General features: G+C 70.8%; 15 protein-coding genes and 1 pseudogene. 10 read left to right on the top strand and 6 right to left on the bottom strand.

Features of this window, described 5'->3' with window-relative positions:
- Positions 1-255 precede the first annotated feature (255 nt).
- Together ACFWP5_RS39950 and ACFWP5_RS39955 are read left to right on the top strand one after the other, a co-directional pair.
- The gene (locus ACFWP5_RS39950) at positions 256-1,275 is read left to right on the top strand and encodes an ATP-binding cassette domain-containing protein (protein ID WP_384168547.1); all 1,020 of its coding nucleotides are present in this window, start codon (positions 256-258) and stop codon (positions 1,273-1,275) included.
- Positions 1,272-2,096, top strand: a complete 825-nt coding sequence (locus ACFWP5_RS39955; RefSeq protein ID WP_384168550.1) for an ABC transporter permease — start codon at positions 1,272-1,274, stop codon at positions 2,094-2,096. The genes ACFWP5_RS39950 and ACFWP5_RS39955 overlap by 4 nt, the downstream gene beginning before the upstream one ends.
- Positions 2,097-2,142: 46 nt before the next feature.
- On the opposite strand, the gene ACFWP5_RS39960 is transcribed toward ACFWP5_RS39955, so the two are convergent.
- Positions 2,143-5,739, bottom strand: a complete 3,597-nt coding sequence (locus tag ACFWP5_RS39960; protein WP_384168553.1) for a BTAD domain-containing putative transcriptional regulator — start codon at positions 5,737-5,739, stop codon at positions 2,143-2,145.
- Between the two features lie 243 nt (positions 5,740-5,982).
- Here ACFWP5_RS39960 and ACFWP5_RS39965 point away from each other — a divergent pair, with 243 nt between their 5' ends.
- On the top strand, positions 5,983-6,783 hold the full coding sequence (locus ACFWP5_RS39965) for a site-2 protease family protein (protein WP_384168556.1): 801 nt from the start codon (positions 5,983-5,985) through the stop codon (positions 6,781-6,783).
- Here the strand turns inward: ACFWP5_RS39965 and ACFWP5_RS39970 are convergent.
- The 3 genes from ACFWP5_RS39970 to ACFWP5_RS39980 all read right to left on the bottom strand — a co-directional run bounded on the left by ACFWP5_RS39970 (position 6,773) and on the right by ACFWP5_RS39980 (position 8,921).
- Positions 6,773-6,943, bottom strand: coding sequence for a hypothetical protein (locus ACFWP5_RS39970; protein WP_384168559.1), 171 nt, complete (start codon positions 6,941-6,943; stop codon positions 6,773-6,775). The genes ACFWP5_RS39965 and ACFWP5_RS39970 overlap by 11 nt on opposite strands.
- 96 nt (positions 6,944-7,039) lie before the next feature.
- Positions 7,040-7,768: an NADPH-dependent F420 reductase gene (gene npdG, locus ACFWP5_RS39975; protein WP_384168561.1), complete on the bottom strand. Its 729-nt coding sequence runs from the start codon at positions 7,766-7,768 to the stop codon at positions 7,040-7,042.
- 79 nt (positions 7,769-7,847) lie between these two features.
- A complete protein-coding gene (locus tag ACFWP5_RS39980; protein ID WP_384168564.1) occupies positions 7,848-8,921 on the bottom strand; it encodes an exo-alpha-sialidase in 1,074 nt (357 codons plus the stop codon).
- A 124-nt stretch (positions 8,922-9,045) separates the two neighbouring features.
- On the opposite strand from ACFWP5_RS39980, the gene ACFWP5_RS39985 reads away from it, so the two are divergent.
- Positions 9,046-9,648 (top strand): hypothetical protein, encoded by a 603-nt coding sequence (locus tag ACFWP5_RS39985; RefSeq protein ID WP_384168567.1) that lies wholly within the window; start codon positions 9,046-9,048, stop codon positions 9,646-9,648.
- A gap of 216 nt (positions 9,649-9,864) precedes the next feature.
- Entirely contained in the window at positions 9,865-11,205 is a 1,341-nt protein-coding gene (locus ACFWP5_RS39990) for an MFS transporter (RefSeq protein WP_384168569.1), read from the top strand.
- Positions 11,206-11,276: 71 nt separating this feature from the next.
- Here the strand turns inward: ACFWP5_RS39990 and ACFWP5_RS39995 are convergent, their stop codons facing one another.
- Positions 11,277-11,504, bottom strand: a complete 228-nt coding sequence (locus ACFWP5_RS39995) for a hypothetical protein (RefSeq protein ID WP_384168572.1) — start codon at positions 11,502-11,504, stop codon at positions 11,277-11,279.
- Positions 11,505-11,562: 58 nt separating this feature from the next.
- Here ACFWP5_RS39995 and map point away from each other — a divergent pair, with 58 nt between their 5' ends.
- Together map and ACFWP5_RS40005 are read left to right on the top strand one after the other, a co-directional pair.
- Entirely contained in the window at positions 11,563-12,420 is an 858-nt protein-coding gene (gene map, locus ACFWP5_RS40000) for a type I methionyl aminopeptidase (RefSeq protein WP_384168575.1), read from the top strand.
- Between the two features lie 159 nt (positions 12,421-12,579).
- Positions 12,580-13,227: a heme oxygenase (biliverdin-producing) gene (locus tag ACFWP5_RS40005; protein WP_384168578.1), complete on the top strand. Its 648-nt coding sequence runs from the start codon at positions 12,580-12,582 to the stop codon at positions 13,225-13,227.
- Between the two features lie 150 nt (positions 13,228-13,377).
- On the opposite strand, the gene ACFWP5_RS40010 is transcribed toward ACFWP5_RS40005, so the two are convergent.
- Positions 13,378-14,022: a PhzF family phenazine biosynthesis protein gene (locus ACFWP5_RS40010; RefSeq protein ID WP_384168581.1), complete on the bottom strand. Its 645-nt coding sequence runs from the start codon at positions 14,020-14,022 to the stop codon at positions 13,378-13,380.
- Between the two features lie 818 nt (positions 14,023-14,840).
- On the opposite strand from ACFWP5_RS40010, the pseudogene ACFWP5_RS40015 reads away from it, so the two are divergent.
- The 3 genes and pseudogenes from ACFWP5_RS40015 to efeB all read left to right on the top strand — a co-directional run.
- Positions 14,841-15,188: pseudogene (locus ACFWP5_RS40015) on the top strand (hemin ABC transporter ATP-binding protein); the annotation flags it as partial.
- Positions 15,189-15,375: 187 nt separating this feature from the next.
- Positions 15,376-16,512, top strand: coding sequence for an iron uptake system protein EfeO (gene efeO / locus ACFWP5_RS40020; protein WP_384168584.1), 1,137 nt, complete (start codon positions 15,376-15,378; stop codon positions 16,510-16,512).
- A 9-nt stretch (positions 16,513-16,521) separates the two neighbouring features.
- Positions 16,522-17,784 (top strand): iron uptake transporter deferrochelatase/peroxidase subunit, encoded by a 1,263-nt coding sequence (gene efeB, locus ACFWP5_RS40025; RefSeq protein WP_384168587.1) that lies wholly within the window; start codon positions 16,522-16,524, stop codon positions 17,782-17,784.

The following is a 17,784-nucleotide window of genomic DNA, read 5'->3' on the forward strand; positions in this document are numbered from 1 at the left end:
GCCTATGCCCACCCACCACCCGACTCGGTCGGCCAAGAGGCGCACCTCCACCCGACTCGGTCGGCCAAGAGGCGCACCCCCACGTGACTCGGTCGGCCAAGAGGTGCACCCCCACCTGGCTCGGTCGGCCAAGAGGTGCGCCCCCACCTGGCTCGGTCGGCCCAGAAATGCACCATCAGCGGCTGTCGGTGACCTGTAGGCGGCTGTCGGCAGGATGTCGGTGATCTGTCGGCGGGCCCTGGCACTGTCGTTGCCATGACGCGAATCGACAAGAATTCCGGCGGCACGGCCGTGTCCGTGCGGGGGCTGGTCAAGCACTACGGCGAGACCAAGGCGCTGGACGGCGTCGACCTGGACGTCCGGGAGGGCACCGTGATGGGTGTGCTCGGGCCGAACGGTGCCGGTAAGACCACCCTCGTACGCATCCTGTCCACGCTGCTCGCCCCGACCTCCGGCGAGGCCACCGTCGCCGGCTACGACGTCCTGCGCCAGCCCCGCCAGCTGCGCCGGGTGATAGGCCTCACCGGCCAGTACGCCTCCGTGGACGAGAAGCTCCCCGGCTGGGAGAACCTGTACATGATCGGGCGGCTGCTCGACCTGTCCCGCAAAGATGCCCGTGCCCGCGCCGACGAACTGCTGGAGCGGTTCTCGCTGACGGACGCGGCCAAGCGGCCCACGAGTACGTACTCCGGCGGTATGCGCCGCCGGCTCGACCTCGCGGCCTCGATGATCGGGCACCCGCAGGTGCTGTTCCTCGACGAGCCGACCACCGGTCTCGACCCCCGCACCCGCATGGAGGTGTGGGACGAGGTGAAGTCCATGGTCGGCGGGGGCGTGACCGTGCTGCTCACCACCCAGTACATGGAGGAGGCCGAGGCGCTCGCCTCGGAGCTGACCGTCGTCGACCACGGCAAGGTCGTGGCGAGTGGCGCCATTGATGAGCTGAAGGCGAGGGTCGGGGGGCGGGCGCTGCGCATCCGGGCGGCCGATCCGCTGCAACTGCGGCCGCTGGCCCGCGCGTTGGACGAGCTGGGTATCACCGGACTCGCCACCGTCAGTGTCGACGTGGAGAGTGGCACGGTCCTGGTGCCGATCCTCAGTGACGAGCAACTGACCGCCGTGGTCGGCGCGGTGAGCGCCCGCGGCATCACCATCGCCTCCATCACCACCGAACTCCCCAGCCTGGACGAGGTGTTCCTGTCCCTGACCGGACACCGCGCCGGCGCCCCGCAGGACACCGTGCCCACCCACGACCGCGAGGAGGTCGCCGTATGAGCGCCGTCACCGTGAGCCCCGCCGGCGTATCGGCGGCGGACCCCCGTATCCCGCTGCGCAACCATCTGCGCCACACCGGCGCCCTGATCCGCCGCAACCTGCTGTGGATCCGGCAGGACCCGGAGTCGATGTTCGACGCCATCCTGTTCCCGGTCATCTTCACGCTGCTGTTCGTGTACGTCTTCGGCGGCTCGATCGGGCAGTCGCTCGGCGGCGGGCAGGAGGCGTACGTGCAGTACGTCGTGCCCGGTCTGCTCGCCATGATGGGCATGAACATGGCCCAGGGCGTGGGCACCGGCTTCAACACCGACTTCCACACCGGGGTCATGGACCGGTTCCGGTCGCTGCCCATCGGGCGCGCTTCGGTGCTGATCGCCAAGATCGCGGTCGAGATGATGCGGATGCTGGTCGCGTCCGCCGTGCTGATGGTCGTCGGTGTCCTCGTCGGCTTCCACATCCACCACTGGCTCGGCATGTTCGCCGCGATCGGACTGTCAGCGGTGTTCGGCTCGGCCCTGATGTGGGTGTTCCTCACCCTCGGCGTGACCATGAAGAGCGCGCAGTCCGTGCAGGCCATGGGATTCCTGGTGCTGATGCCGCTGCAGTTCGGCTCGTCGATCTTCGCGCCGACCCAGTCCATGCCGGGCTGGCTGCAGAACTTCACCGACTACAACCCGCTGTCCGCCCTGGCCGACGCGGCCCGCGGGCTGATGGTGGGCGGCCCGGTCGCCCACGGCACGCTGCTGACCCTCGCCTGGTCGGTGGGGCTCACCGCGGTGATGGCCCCGATCTCGATCTACAAGTTCCGCACCAAGACCTGACCGGACCGGACCGGTACGTTCCACAGTCGCGTCCCACCGGTACGCGTCAGCTTCGCACCAGGGCGGCGGCCTCCTCCACGGAGAGGCCGCCGCCTTCGGCGTACTCGGCCTCGTACGCCTCGAAGGTCTCGTCGCCGAGCGCGGCGCGCGCGTGCCGCTCGGCCTGGAGGTACACCTCGCGTTCCATGGACGTGCTGACGTGTCCGGGCGGCAGCAACTCCCGTGCCGCGACGATGCAGCGGACGCTGTCCCGGGCCCGGCTGCCGCCGTCGGTCCCGGCGAGGCCGACCGCGGCGATGGCCAGGTACAGCGGCCTCATGTGCGGGGCGATGGCCTCGGAGAGCGGGTCGCCGGCCCGTTGCAGCGCCTGCCCTATCCTGTCCAGGCACTCCTCGTAGTTGCCGTCGAGCGCCTCCACCCAGGCCTCCGAGCCGAGGATGAACGCGTCGAAGACGACGAAGTGGGCGATCGAGAACTCCTCGCGCAGCCGCCGCAGTTGCTCGCGCGCCTCGACGACCCGGCCGGTCAGGCCGAGGTAACCCGCGAGGAACATCCGGGCGGCGGGCATCGCCTCGTTGCTCGCCGGACCGTACGGCCTCTCGATCACCTCGCGCAGCATGTGCTCGCCCCGTTCGGGCTCTCCCCCCTCGATGAGCGCGCTGCCGAGCCGGGCGCGGAGCACGGCCGTCTGACCGCGGGCGCCGAGCTGTTCGGCGTGTTCGATCGCGGCCTCGTAGTCGACCGCGGCGAGTCGGTACTCGCCGGTGCGTTCCCGGGCCTCGGCGCGTGCGGAGAGCGCCTCGGCGGTGCCCCAGTCGTCGCCGAGCCGGCGGAAGATCGCCAGCGACTCGTCGGCGTCCCGGGCCGCGTCGCCCGCCCAGTCGCTGCGGTTGGCGAGCATGTTGGCGCGCATCTGGAGAGTGGTGGCGAGTTCCCACTCCATGCCGGGGTTGGAGCGGCAGGTGTGGACGGCGGCTTCGAGGATCACGGGCAGCCGCTCCACGCTGCCGCTGAGCATCACGGCGAAGAACCAGAACATGCCGGGCGCACGGCAGGTCTGCGGATAGCCGGGTTCGTAGACCTCGGTGATCAGGCGCAGTTTCTCCTTCGCCTCCGGTGCCTCCCAGGCCTCCAACTCCGTGTCCATCCAGGACAGATGGGCGAGATGGACACCGCGCCGGGCCTCGGCGAGGAGTTCTCCGGTCAGCGGGGGCGGGATGTCGGTACAGCGCTGCCAGACCGGGGCGGCGCGGCGGACGGGGGCGGTGAAGGGGTCGGGGCCCAGGGCCATGACCTCGGCGCACCAGTTGCGGGCCTCGGTGCGGACGTCGCGCATCTGCCAGTACCAGACCAGCGACAGGACGAGGCAGGTCGCCTCCTGTTCGTCGCGCTCGGCGATGGCGTGCCGCAGGGCGGTGCGGAGGTTCTCGTACTCGCGCTCCAGCCGTCCCACGGCGGCGAGTTGGCGGGGGCCGCGCAGCAACGGGTCGGTGGTGCGGGCGAGTTCGCGGTAGTACGTCAGATGGGCGCGTTCGGCGCGGGGGCGCCGGCCGGCCTCGTCGAGCCGCTCGCCCGCGTACTCGGCGACGGTCTCCAGGAGCCGGTAGCGCATCTCCCCGTCACCCGAAGGGGCGGCCACCACAAGGGACTTGTCGACGAGGGAGCCGAGCGTCTCGAACGCGACGGGCCCGCACACGGCCTCGGCGGCGTCGAGGTCGCAGCCGCCGGCGAAGACGGACAGGGTGGTCAGCACGTCCCGTTCGTCCTCGTCGAGCAGGTCCCAGGACCAGTCGACGACGGCCCGCAGGGTCTGCTGTCGGGGCAGGAGCGTACGGCTGCCCGAAGTGAGCAGCCGGAAGCGGTCGTCGAGCCGGTCGGCGATCTGACGCGGCGTCAACATCCTCAGCCTGGCGGCCGCCAGCTCGATGGCGAGGGGCAGTCCGTCGAGGCGCCGGCAGATCTCGGCGCAGGCCTCGGGGTCGTCCTCGACCGTGAACCCCGGCCGGGCGGCGGCCCCGCGGTCGGCGAGCAGCCGTAGCGCGACGGGGTCGGGCAGTGGCTCCACCGGGCGCAGCAACTCGCCGGGGACGCCCAGGGGTTCACGGCTGGTGGCGAGCACGGTGAGGCCGGGGCAGCGCTCCAGCAAGGCCTCCACGAGCCGGGCGGCGGCGTCCACGACGTGCTCGCAGTTGTCGAGGACGATCAGCATCCGGCGGCTGCCGCAGTGTTCGGCGAGCCGGTCGACGGGGTCGTCGTGCCGCTCACCGCCGGCGGCCCGGATCGCCTCGGCGCCGGCGCCGTACATCACGGTCTCGCGCGCGCCGACCGCGGTGAGCACGGCCGTCGGTACGGCGTCGGGGTCGTCGACGGGGGCGAGTTCGGCCAGCCACACCCCGTCCCGCGCCGCGTCCCGCACGCCTTCGGCGGCCTCCTGCGACAGCCGTGTTTTCCCGGCCCCGCCGGGCCCGAGCAGCGTCACCAGCCGGGCCGACGCGAGATCGCCCCGGATGACGTCGATGTCGGCCTCCCGACCGACGAAGGAGGTGAGGCGGGCGCGGAGGTTGCCGGGGGGCGGGGCGGGAAGAGCGCCGGGAGTGGTCGGGGCAGGGGCGCTGTCGGCGGGGGCGGTGACGTGGGTCCCGGGGCTGCGGTGATCGGCGTCGCCTGCGGTCCTGTGGTGATCGGCGTCGTCGGCCGGCCCGCCGTGACCGCCAGGTCCGTCGCCGTCGCCCGGTCCACCGGGTCCGTCGCCGTCGCCCGGTCCACCGGGTCCGTCGCCGTCGCCCGGTCCACCGGGTGCGTCGCCGTAGCCCGGTCCAGCGGGGCCGTCGTAGGCACCAGGTCCGTCGAATCCGGCACGGCCACCAGGCCCACCGAAACCGCCACGACCACCGGACCCGCCGTAACCGCCGTCCCCCGGACTCAGCAACTCCCCGTGCAGCGCCCGCAGTTCGGGTCCCGGGTCGGAGCCCAGCCGGTCCGCGAGCAGTTGTCGTACGTCCTCGTAGGCGGCCAGTGCCTCCGCCGTGCGGCCCGTCGCGCGGAGGGCCTTCAGGCGCAGGGACTGGAGGGGTTCGTCTAGGGGGTGGGTGTCGCACAGGGCGGTCAGTTCGGGCAGGGCCGTGTCCGCGTCGCCGAGGGCCAGGGCCGCGGTGAGGCGGGCGCGGCGGGCGTCGAGGTGGCGGGTCTCCCAACGGGCCGCCTCCGCCGTGCGGTCGGGGAGGTCGGCCAGGGCCGGGCCGCCCCACAGGGCCAGCGCGTCGTCCAGGACCTCCGCCGCCTTCGCGGGGTTGCCGTCGGCCAGCGCCCGCAGCCCCTCCCCCGTCAGCCGCTCGAAACGGTGCAGGTCGATGTCGTCGGGGGCGGCGGCGAGCCGGTAGCCGCTCTCCGCCGAGCCGATCGCGTCGGCGCCGAGCGCCCGGCGCAGCCTGCCCACCAGCGCCTGGAGCGCGCCCGCGGCGTCGGCGGGCCGGTCGCCGGCCCACACCTCGTCCACCAGGAGGCTCGCGGGCACGGCCTTGCCGGGCCGCAGGGCGAGCACGGTGAGCAGGGCGCGCAGCCGCGCCCCGCCGACCGGGACGGGCGTGCCGTCGGGGCGGAGTGCCTGGGTGGTGCCGAGAATGCGATAGCGCACGGGGTCCATTGTCTCCGGTGGCGTGGAAAGCGGTCACGGGGTTACGGCGGCGCGGCGCCGGACGCGGTACGACGCCCCCCAAGAAGCCCCCGAGGGGTGACGGAGTCGTAGAGCGCGTGTCAGAGTCCCATGTCCCCGCCCTCCCCTGTCCCCTACCTTCCCCGGAACCGACGGCCACTCGCGAGACGTTTTCCCCTAGTGCCCGGTACCGTCGGGCTTCGCGTCCACCGACCCAGCAGGGAGCCCGCCCCCATGACCGCCACCACCACCCGCCCCAGTGACCGGCGGATCAGTCCCGTCTTCCTCGGGATCCTGGCTGTCACGGCGGTGACCGGCTGGGCCACCTGGACCGGGTTCGCCGAGAAGCCGGGCATCGCCGTGTTCCTGTTCGTGACGGCGGCCTGGATCGTCTCCCTGTGTCTGCACGAGTACGCGCACGCGCGCACCGCCCTGCACAGCGGGGACATCTCGGTCGGCTCGAAGGGCTATCTCACCCTCAACCCGCTGAGGTACACGCACGCGCTGCTCAGCATCGTGCTCCCCGTGATCTTCGTCATCATGGGCGGCATCGGTCTGCCCGGCGGCGCGGTGTTCATCGAGCGCAACCGTATCCAGGGCAGGTGGAAGCACAGTCTGATCTCGGCGGCCGGTCCGCTGACGAACGTGCTCTTCGCGGCGGTGTGCACCGCGCCGTTCTGGCTGCACTCGCTCGACGGGGTGCCGCGGGACTTCCGGTTCGCGCTGGCGTTCCTCGCGCTGCTCCAGGTCACGGCCGCGCTGCTGAACTTCCTGCCGGTGCCGGGCCTGGACGGCTACGGCGTGATCGAGCCCTGGCTGTCGTACAACATCAAGCGGCAGGTGGAGCCGTTCGCGCCGTTCGGCCTGCTGTTCGTGTTCGCGCTGCTGTGGGTGCCGTCGATCAACACGTACTTCTTCGATGTGATCAACGCGATCCTGCGCGGCCTCGGCATCAGCGAATTCGAGACCTACTGCGGTCAGAACCTGTACCGCTTCTGGCAGGGCAGCAACGAGTTCTGCTCGATCAGCGGATGACCGACCGGCCGCGCTTCAGGTAGTACCAGCACATGTTGGACGAGAGCCCCGCGATCAGTACCCACACGATCCCGAGCAAGCTGCCCTGCACGAACGAGACGACCGCCGCGGTCACCGCGAGCAGGCAGACGACGAGGGCGTAGAGGGCGAGGCGGGGCATGGGATCGGCTCCTGTCGGCAGAACGAACGCAGTAGAACAGAGCAGTAGAACAAAGGGGACACTGATGGTTGGCTGCCATCAGTGTCCCCCACCCGCTCAGACGTCCGTGACGCGCAGCCCCGCGTGCGCCTTGTAGCGGCGGTTGACGGAGATCAGGTTCGCGACCAGGGACTCCACCTGGTGGGCGTTGCGCAGCCGGCCGGCGAAGACACCGCGCATGCCGGGGATACGGCCGGCCAGCGCCTGCACGATCTCGACGTCGGCGCGCTCCTCGCCCAGGACCATGACGTCCGTGTCGATCTCGGCGATCTCCGTGTCCATGAGCAGCACCGCCGACAGGTGGTGGAAGGCGGCGGCGACCCGCGAGTCGGGCAGCAGGGCGGCGGCCTGTTCGGCGGCGCTGCCCTCCTCCGGCTTCAGCGCGTAGGCGCCCTTCTTGTCGAAGCCGAGCGGGTTGACGCAGTCGACGACGAGTTTGCCGGCCAGTTCCTCGCGCAGCGACTCCAGGGTCTTGCCGTGTCCGTCCCAGGGCACGGCGACGATCACGACGTCGCTGCGGCGCGCGGTCTCCGCGTTGTCGGCGCCCTCGACACCGTTACCGAGTTCGTCGGCGGCGGCCTGCGCGCGGTCGGCGGCACGGGAACCGATGATCACCTTCTGGCCGGCCTTGGCGAGCCGGTAGGCGAGGCCCTTGCCCTGCGGCCCGGTCCCGCCGAGCACGCCGACGACCAGTCCGGAGACGTCGGGGAGGTCCCACGGGTCCTTGGCGGGGGCCTTCGCCGGGGCCGTCGCGGGGGTCTGTGCAGCACTGTCGGTAGAGGTCATGGGCCGACTTTACGTCCGCCTCCGCACCCGTATCGGATCAGGTGAGGTCCGTCACGGGTCAGGTGAGGACTGTCACGGGTCAGGTGAGGTCCGTCACGGGCACCCGTCGGAACGTGATCGTCTCGTACGGTCCGAAGTCGCCGGTCTCGTAGAGGAGTCCGACCGTGTCGTCGTCGATCCGTACGAGGTCGGAGTAGGCGGCGGGCAGTCCGTCGACCGTGTGCACCGGGCGCCAGGTGGTGCCGTCGTCGGTGGAGGCGCGCAGGGTCATCAGGGCGCGGGCGGCCGGGTCGCCGGGGCCGGAGTACAACAGCACGTCGGGGTCGCGGAGTTGCAGGACGCCGGCCTCGCAGACGGGGGCGGTGAGGCCGGCCTGCGGACGGAAGGGCTTGACGAGGGTCCTGCCGCCGTCCGCCGAGTACGCGTCGGCACGGTTGCCGGGGGACGGCGAGTCGTTGCGGGTGTTGAAGTAGACGCGCCCGTCCGGGAGTTCGGCGGCGGTGGTCTCGTTGCAGTTGACGTAGCCGTCCGGGTTCTCGTCGAGGTAGCCGAGGGACCAGGTCTCGCCCCTGTCGTCGCTGAGCAGGCAGTGGCCGCTGTTGTACTTCGCCTCATTTCCCACGTCGGTACCGGTGGGCGGGATCGTGTGGTTGGCGGCGACGACCACGCGGCCGGTGCTCAACTGGATCGCGTGGCCGGGCGTGGTGGCGTACCAGCGCCACTCGGGCTTCTTCACCTGCTCGGTGATCTCCTGCGAACTCGACCAGGTGACACCGTCGTCGTCGCTGTACCGCACCCAGATCCTGCGCCCGTCGGCCGGCTTCACCTGGCCGCGCAGGATGGCGTCCTCGGTGGCGGTGGCGGTCGCGCGGACGTACACGAGCAGGATGCGGCCGGTGTCGAGGACGACGGGGGCGGGGTTGCCCGCGAGATGGGCGCCGTTGGTGGCGGCGGCGGCGAGCGGGCCCCAGGTGCGGCCGCCGTCCGTGGAGCGCCGTAGGACGATCTCGATGTGGCCGTGGTCGCTCGCGGAGTCGACCCGCCCCTCGCAGAACGCCAGGAGGGTGCCGGCGGCGGTCACCACCACCGCCGGGATCCGGTAGCTCGCGTAGCCCCCTTCACCCGCGCGGAAGGGAACGGTGACGTCTGTCATGAGTTGGCTCCTTGCGTGGCCGTTGGCTCCATGTGTGGCCTATGAGCCCGCACCATCCCCAAGTTGGGCGAATTCGTGGTGAACTCCGCGTCACGAGTGGCCGGTTGCGGCAGGATGCTCGGCCATGGACGCCGTACGGGTCGCGCTGCTTCGTGAAGTGCTCGCCGGGACCGAGTGGTTGGGGGCCACGCGACGGTTCGCGGGGGTGCTGCGCGGGTCGGTGGTGTCGCACGGCGGCGGGCTGCTGCTGGTGGGCACGCCCGCGTACGAGCCGTGGCATCTCGCGGCGCACCTGGTCGACGAGGCCGCCTGGTCGGGCACACCCGAGCTGGCCCCGACTCTCGTACGGCACGACGCGCGCCCCTCCGACCCGTCCCATCTGACCGTCGGACTCGGCCGGATCGAGGCGGCCCGGCGCGGCGAGACGCTGCTGGTCGTCTCGCCCGAGGGCCCCGGTGACCCGCTCCTGGAACGGGTGCACGACGCCCGCCGGGCCGGGGCGACCGTCCTCTCCCTCGGCTCGGAGAACCGCGAACTGGCGTCCCTGGCCCACGAGTCGCTCCCCGTACCCGAGGGCACGGACCTGGACCTGGACACCGTGCAGCACCTGGTGAGCGCGGCGGCCGGGGAGAACGTGTTGCCGGCGGCGCGGGGCCGGCGCCGTTTCCGTGACCGCCTGTCCCGCCTGACCGACCAACTGACGGCACCGCCACCCGCCCGCTGGTAACCAATTTCCCACCCGCCCACCAGTTTCGGTCAGTTGACACGTGGACGAGAAAAGCTGTGCCAGACCGCCGCCTCCGGGTCACCGTGGCGGACCGTGACCGCCGGCTCCCCCACGCCGCCCGCCCGCCGACAGCCCGAGGAAATCCGGTCACCCCGGCAGCAGGACCGGCGGAAATCCGGTTGCCAGGCCCGCGCCCCGCGCCGACCATTGCCCCTCGTGACCGACAGCACCGCTCCCTCCGACAGCACCGCTCCCCCCACCGGCCTCCGCGCCCTCCTCCCCGACCTCGCCCCCTGGCACGCCTCCGCCGACTTCCGCAGGCTCTGGCTCGCGGGGCTGGTCTCGAACTTCGGCACTTTCCTGACGTTCGTCGCGCTCCCGGTGCAGATCAAGGAACTCACGGGCTCCGCGGCGGCGGTGGGCGCGGTCGGTGCCGTGGAGTTGGTGCCCCTCATCGTGTTCGGGCTCTACGGCGGTGCGCTCGCCGACGCGTGGGACAAGCGCAAGCTGATCGTCTGGACCGAGGTCGGGCTCGGTGTGCTGTGCGGGGCGTTGCTGTTCAACTCGCTGCTGCCGGAGCCCGCCGTATGGCCGCTGTATGTGATCGCGGCGCTGACCTCGGTGCTCGGTTCGATCCAGCGGCCCGCGCTGGACTCGCTGTGGCCGCGGATCGTGGCCCACGAGCACATGACGGCCGCGTCCGCGCTCAACTCCCTGCGCTGGACCGTCGGTGGGGTCACGGGCCCGGCGGTGGCGGGGGTGGTCGTGGCGTTCGCGGGGCTGCCCTACGCGTTCGCGGCGGACACGGTGACGTACGCGATATCCGTGATCCTGATCTTCCGTATCGCCGCCTCCCCCGGCGCCCACGAGGCGCAGAAGCCGTCGCTGAGGTCGATCGTGGAGGGCGCCCGGTACGCGTGGAGCCGCAAGGAACTCCTCGGCACGTACGCGATCGACCTCGCGGCGATGTTCTTCGCGATGCCGCTGGCGGTGCTGCCGTTCCTCGCGGACGACCTGCACGCCGAGTGGGCACTGGGGCTGATGTACTCGACCGTCCCGGCCGGTGCCCTGCTGGTGAGTGTGACCAGCGGCTGGACCTCGCGGATCCACCGGCACGGGCGGATGGTGGTGCTGGCGGCGGCACTGTGGGGCGCGGCGATCGCCTGCGCCGGTGCCGTCGGCAACGTGTGGCTGGTGCTGCTGTTCCTCACCGTCGCCGGCGGCTGCGACATGGTCAGCGGCATCTTCCGCGGGGTCATGTGGAACCAGACGATCCCGGACGAGCTGCGCGGCCGGCTCGCCGGGATCGAGCTGCTGTCCTACTCGGTGGGCCCGCAGCTGGGGCAGGTCAGGTCCGGCGGGATGGCCGCCCTGTCCGGGGTGCGGACCTCGGTGTGGGCGGGCGGGCTGATGTGCGTGGGCGCGGTGGGGCTGCTGGCCGTAGGACTGCCGAAGCTGATGTCGTACGACGCGCGGACGGACGAGCACGCGCTACGGCTGAAGGCGCTGCGCGCGGCGACGACTCCTACGACCCCCACGGCCCCGGCAGGCACCTGAGCGGTCGACACCGGTGCCCGTCGTGGCGCCGCGCGATCAGTCACCGCCGGGGCCGTCGTAGCGCGAGCCGGTCAGTCGTCCTCGGTGCCCTTGGCCGCGTCGTGCCACTTGGGGTCGTTCTCCCACTCCAGGTTGCGCTCGCGGGCCGTCTCCATCGCGTGCTCGGCCTCGGCGCGGGTGGTGTACGGCCCGAACCGGTCCTTGGCGGGGCACTCCGGCCCCTCCTCGACCTTCTTGTGTTCGAGGCAGTAGTACCACTCGCCGGGCTTCCCGACCGTGCGCTTCTTGAACAGGGCCATCAACGGCTCCTTTCCCTACGGCCATGTTCCCCCATGACCGCTGGTTAGACTCGCTGGCATGTCTGGCCAGTCGCTGCTCGTACCAGGGGAGCTCTCCCCCATCCGTCCCGTGCCCGGAAACATCCGTCGCCCCGAGTACGTCGGCAAGCCCGCGCCGACCCCGTACACCGGGCCGGAGGTGCAGACCCCCGAGACGATCGAGGCGATGCGGACCGCCGGGCGGATCGCCGCGCGGGCGATGGCGGAGGCCGCGAAGATCATCTCGCCGGGGGTGACCACGGACGAACTCGACCGGGTGGCGCACGAGTACATGTGCGACCACGGCGCCTACCCGTCCACCCTCGGCTACCGCGGCTTCCCCAAGTCCCTGTGCACCTCGCTCAACGAGGTGATCTGCCACGGCATTCCGGACTCCACGGTGCTGCGCGACGGCGACATCATCAACCTCGACGTGACGGCGTACATCGGCGGGGTGCACGGCGACAACAACGCGACCTACCTGGTCGGTGACGTCGACGAGGAGTCCCGGCTGCTGGTCGAGCGCACCCGCGAGTCCCTGGACCGCGCGATCAAGGCGGTCAAGCCGGGCCGCCAGATCAACATCATCGGCCGGGTCATCGAGTCGTACGCCAAGCGCTTCGGGTACGGCGTGGTCCGGGACTTCACCGGCCACGGCATCAACTCGTCCTTCCACTCCGGCCTGATCGTCCCGCACTACGACAGTCCGCACGCGACGACGGTCATCCAGCCCGGGATGACGTTCACGATCGAGCCGATGCTGACGCTGGGGACGTACGAGTACGACATGTGGGACGACGGGTGGACGGTCGTCACGAAGGACCGGAAGCGGACGGCTCAGTTCGAGCACACGTTGGTGGTGACGGAGACGGGCGCGGAGGTCCTGACCCTGCCGTAGGGCTGCCGTTGGGCTGCCAGTGGGCTGCCATTGGGCTCTCGTACCTGGTCACAGCGGTCCGCTCTCTCGTGGGGCGGGCCGTTTTTCTGTACGCTTTTACCGACAGGGCGTCGGCAAACCTGTTGACTTAGGTAAGGCTTACCTTGGAAGATAGGGCCCATGGACTCCTTCTCGACAGTCATCCGCACCGCGTCCCACGAACAGCACGTGGAGGCCGAGACCTCCACCTTCATGAGCGATCTGCTCGGCGGCCGGCTGGGCGTGGACGCGTACGCCCGGTACACCGAGCAACTGTGGTTCGTCTACGAGGCGTTGGAGACCGGGGCCGAGCGGCTGGCGTCCGATCCGGTGGCCGGGCCGTTCATCCAGGCCGAGTTGTTCCGGCTGCCTGCGCTGGAGCGGGACCTTGGGCATCTGCGGGGTGCGGACTGGCGGTCCGGGCTGACCGCGTTGCCGACGACCCGGGCGTACGCGGACCGGGTGCGGGAGTGTGCCGAGGAGTGGCCGGGCGGGTACGTCGCCCACCACTACACGCGTTACCTCGGGGATCTCTCCGGCGGGCAGATCATCCGGGACAAGGCGGAGCGGACGTGGGGGTTCGCTCGGCGGGGGGACGGGGTGCGGTTCTATGTGTTCGAGGGGATCGGGAACCCGGCGGCGTTCAAGCGGGGGTATCGGGAGTTGCTGGACGGTGTTCGGGTCGATGATCTGGAGAAGCAGCGGATCGTGGCGGAGTGCAAGCGGGCGTTTGCCTTGAACACCGGGGTCTTTCGGGCTCTGGGTGACGAGTTTCCGATGTCCGCGTGAGCGTTTGTCCGCGGGAGCGTTGCTGGGGGCTCCGCCCCCAGACCCCCGATCGGCCCTGAAGGGGCCTCGTCCTCAAACGCCGGACAGGCTGGATGATGCCGACCGGTGTGAAGTGGGCACCGTCATGAAAAGGGCAACGCTGCGGAGCCATCAGCGCTCCAGGAACACCCGTCCCCCGACCTCCACCCAACCCCCCGGCTGCGGAGCCGTAAGGATCTGAGAACCCTCGCCCTGTGTGATGTTGAGTGCCCTGCCCAACTGGTCGGTCAACAACAACGCCGCCGCGCCCGTTGCCTCGTCCTCCTGGATGCCGTCGTCGCGGCCGGGGAAGGCGCGGGCGCGGATGCGGCCCGCCGCCTCGTCCTCCCAGGCCCAGGCGTAGATCCACTCGCCGGGCGGGGGCACGGGGAGGGCGTCGACCTCGGGGGCGGTGGCGTACTGGCGCAGGGTGCGGGGCGGGGCCCACTCCGGGAGGGCCTCGATCCAGCTGAACTCGCCGTCGAGGCGGGCGCCCACGATGCCCGCGGGGGTGACCAGTTCGGGTATGTCCAGGAGCCAGGCCGTGCCGACGCAGGGGTGGCCGGCGAAGGGCAGGCGTGTGGTCGGGGTGTAGATGTCGATGACTCCGCGCTCGGGGTCGTCGACGAACACCGTCTCGCTGAAGCCGAGTTTCCCGGCGAACACCTGCCGCTCGTCCGGGTCCGGCATGACGGAACCCTCGCGGACGACGCCGAGTTCGTTGCCGTATCCGCCGCTGGGACCGCAGAAGACACGCAGTACGTCGTAGTCAGTCACGGGGGCATTCAAACACCGCCCGGGCGGCGAGGTCATCCCAGGCCGGGGCTCCGCCGGGGAGGGGCCAGGTGGGGGTGGGGGCGTGGTTGTACGGCGGCGAGGACGTCATGTCGTCGTACGCCCTTTCCAGGACGGCCCGTTGGTGCTTTGGGCTCTCCGCGAACCGTCGCCACGGCCCGGTCGTGACCGTCGAGGATCACCCAGCCGTCGGGGAAGGCTCGCCCGGCCCGGTGTCGGGAGGGAGGCCACCGGTGGCCCTGATCCGTCAACTGGCCTACTGACAACACAAGTTGACGTTCGAGTACTGCGAACCGGGTCAGCCTGGGGACGGCAACAGTGAGCGGAGGGCGTCGAAGCGGTGCAGGGCGAGGACGTCACCGCTCGAACAGCCCACGGCCAGGCGGGGCTGCCGAACTCCGGTCCGGTTCAGCCGGGCCCCGAAGGGGCGCGGGGAACTGCGCGACCAGCCACAACGGACCCGCAGGCAACGCACCCCACGTTCACCCTGCCGCAGCAGCCTTCGTCCACCGTCCGCCGTCTCGAAACGCGGCGGGGACGGACCGGCCCGTCACGGCCGGCACCAGTCCGTCCTCCGTCCTCCGTCAGCGGTTCCCTGTGCCCCGTGGAGTCCATGGGGCACAGACTTACGCCTCCGTACGCCGCCTGCGCATCGCGAACACCACGCCCGCGCCCGCCGCCACGGTCACCGCGGCCGCCGTGCCCAGGGCCGCCACCGGGATGTCGGAACCGGTGGAGGCGAGGGAGCCGTTCACGCCGCCTGTCGTGGAGCCGGTGACGCCGCCCGAAGTCGAGCCTGTCGTACCGGAGTCGCGCTCGCGCGGGTGCTCGCCCAGCGTGCGCCGCTGCTGCTGCTCGACGAACCGACGGCCGCGCTCGACCTCCGGCACCAGGAACTGGTCCTGCGACTGTGCCGGGAAAGGGCGCACGCGGGGGACGCGGTGGTCGTGGTGCTGCACGATCTCGCGCTGGCCGCCGCCTACGCGCACCGGGTCGCGATTCTGCGCGCCGGTCGTGTCGCCGCCGACGGTCCGCCGAAGGACGTATTCACCGAGGAGTTGCTGTCCGACGTGTACGACCAGGCGGTCGAGGTGTTCCCGCATCCGCGCACGGGGGCGGTCGTCGTGACCCCGCACCGGCCCGCTTGACCCGCTCTTGACCTTCCCTTGGCATTCGTTTTCCGCCGCCGATACCAAGCCGTGTCTGTGATTTTTCTGTGGGCAGTGAATACCGGACCAGGCGGGTATGAGTGAGGTAAGCCTCAGGTAAGTTAGGGCAGCCTCACCACACCGCATCCCGACACCGCCTCGTCACACACTCTCGCTTGGAGCCTGCATGCGTGCCGTCCGACTTCCCGTGGCCACCGCCGTCGCCGCCGCGGCCGCACTGACCGCCGTCACGGCGTGCACCGCGAAGAGCGACGCCAAGGACGGCGACGCGATCCAGGTGACCGCGGCCGACTCCAAGTGCACGACCTCCAGCAAGTCGATCCCGGCCGGCCAGGTCACGCTGAAGATAGAGAACACCGGCTCGAAGGCGACCGAGGTCGAGATCCTCTTCCCGGACGACCGGATCGTCTCCGAGAAGGAGAACATCGGGCCGGGGACCAAGTACACGCTCACCGCCGAGGTGAAGGCCGGGTCGTACGAGATCGCCTGCCGTCCGGGCATGAAGGGCCACGGCGTCCGGCAGAAGCTGACCGTCACCGGCGGCTCGGTCGCCAAGCGTGACCCGAAGCTGGACGCGGCCGTCGCCGCCTACCGCGAGTACGCGCAGGAGCAGGCCGACGCGACGCTCCCGAAGGTGGAGACCTTCGCGAACGCCATCAAGGCCGGGAACATCGAGGCCGCCAAGAACGCCTACGCGCCCTCCCGTTACGGCTGGGAGGCCACCGAGCCGATCGCCGAGTCGTTCGGGGACATCGACCCCAAGACGGACACCCGCGTCAACGACCTGGAGAAGGGCCAGAAGTGGACCGGCTGGCACGCGCTGGAGAAGGCCCTGTGGACCGACAAGAAGGCCGGCGCCGAACAGAAGGCCCTCGCCGCAGAGTTGGTCACCGATCTGAAGGACTGGCAGAAGCGCGTCGGCAAGGCCGAGATCACCCCGACCTCCATGGCCAACGGCGCCAAGGAACTCCTCGACGAGGTCGCCACCGGCAAGGTCACCGGCGAGGAGGACCGTTACTCGCACACCGACCTGAGCGACTTCAAGGGCAACGTCGAGGGCGCGCAGAAGGCGTACGAGCTGCTCAAGCCGGTCGCGCAGAAGAACGACGCGGCCCTCACCACCGAACTCGACAAGCAGTTCGCCGCGTTGAACACGCTGCTCGACAAGTACCGCACCGACAAGACCTCGGACGGCTTCGTGTCGTACGACAAGGTCACCGCGGACCAGCGCAAGGAACTGTCGGACGCGGTCAACGCCCTCGCGGAGCCGCTGTCCAAGCTCGCCGCCGCCGTCGTGAAGTAGGACGTCACCATGACCGAAGTACAGGAGAGCGGTTCCCCCTCGCGCCGTTCGCTCATCGGCTGGGGCGGTGCCGGGCTCGCGCTCGGTGCCGTCGCGGCCGGTGGTGCGGTGGCGATGACCCGGGCCGGCGACGACGTCGACCCGGCCGGTGCCGACACCGGTGCCGCGGTCGCCTTCCACGGCGCGAACCAGGCGGGCATCGCCACGCCCGTGCAGGACCGGCTGCACTTCGCCGCGTTCGACGTGAAGACCGACGACCGCGCCGAGTTCGTGCAGATGCTGAAGGACTGGACGGCCGCCGCCCGCCGGATGACCGGCGGGCACGCGGTCGGTGACGGGGCCTACGGCGGGCTCGCCGAGGCGCCGCCGGACGACACCGGTGAGGCGCTGGGGCTGAAACCCTCGCGGCTGACCCTCACCATCGGCTTCGGGCCGTCGTTCTTCGACCACTTCGGTCTCGACGGCAGCCGTCCGGAGGCGCTGGTCGACCTTCCGCAGTTCCCCGGCGACAACTTCGACAAGTCCCGTACGGGCGGCGACCTTTGTGTCCAGGCCTGTGCGGACGACCCGCAGGTCGCCGTGCACGCGATCCGCAACCTGGCGCGCATCGGCTTCGGCAAGGTCGCGATCCGCTGGTCCCAACTGGGCTTCGGGAAAACCTCTTCTACGACTCCTGGTGCTCAAACCCCCCGCAATCTCATGGGGTTCAAGGACGGCACCCGCAACATCGCGGGCACCGAGACGGACCGGCTGAAGAAGTTCGTGTGGGTGGGCGAGAGTGACGGAGCCAAGAACTCCGCCTGGATGACCGGGGGTTCGTATCTCGTCGCCCGGCGCATCCGGATGAACATCGAGACCTGGGACCGGACCTCGCTGCAGGAGCAGGAGGACGTCTTCGGCCGGGACAAGGGCGAGGGCGCGCCCGTCGGCAAGGCGAAGGAGCACGACCCGCCGTTCCTGAAGGCGATGAAGCCCGACGCGCACGTCCGGCTCGCGCACCCCGACTCCAACAGCGGGGTCACGATCCTGCGCCGGGGCTACTCCTTCACCGACGGCACCGACGGCCTCGGCCGTCTCGAAGCGGGCCTGTTCTTCCTGGCCTACCAGCGCGACGTACGCAAGGGATTCATCCCGCTCCAGCGGAAGCTGTCGGCGTCCGACGCGCTCAACGAGTACATCCAGCACGTGGGTTCGGCGGTCTTCGCCGTCCCGCCGGGCGTCCGTGACAAGGACGACTGGTGGGGCAGCACGCTGTTCTCCAAGGAGGCGTAG

This window comes from Streptomyces sp. NPDC058469, from assembly GCF_042721125.1.
Classification (GTDB): Bacteria; Actinomycetota; Actinomycetes; order Streptomycetales; family Streptomycetaceae; genus Streptomyces.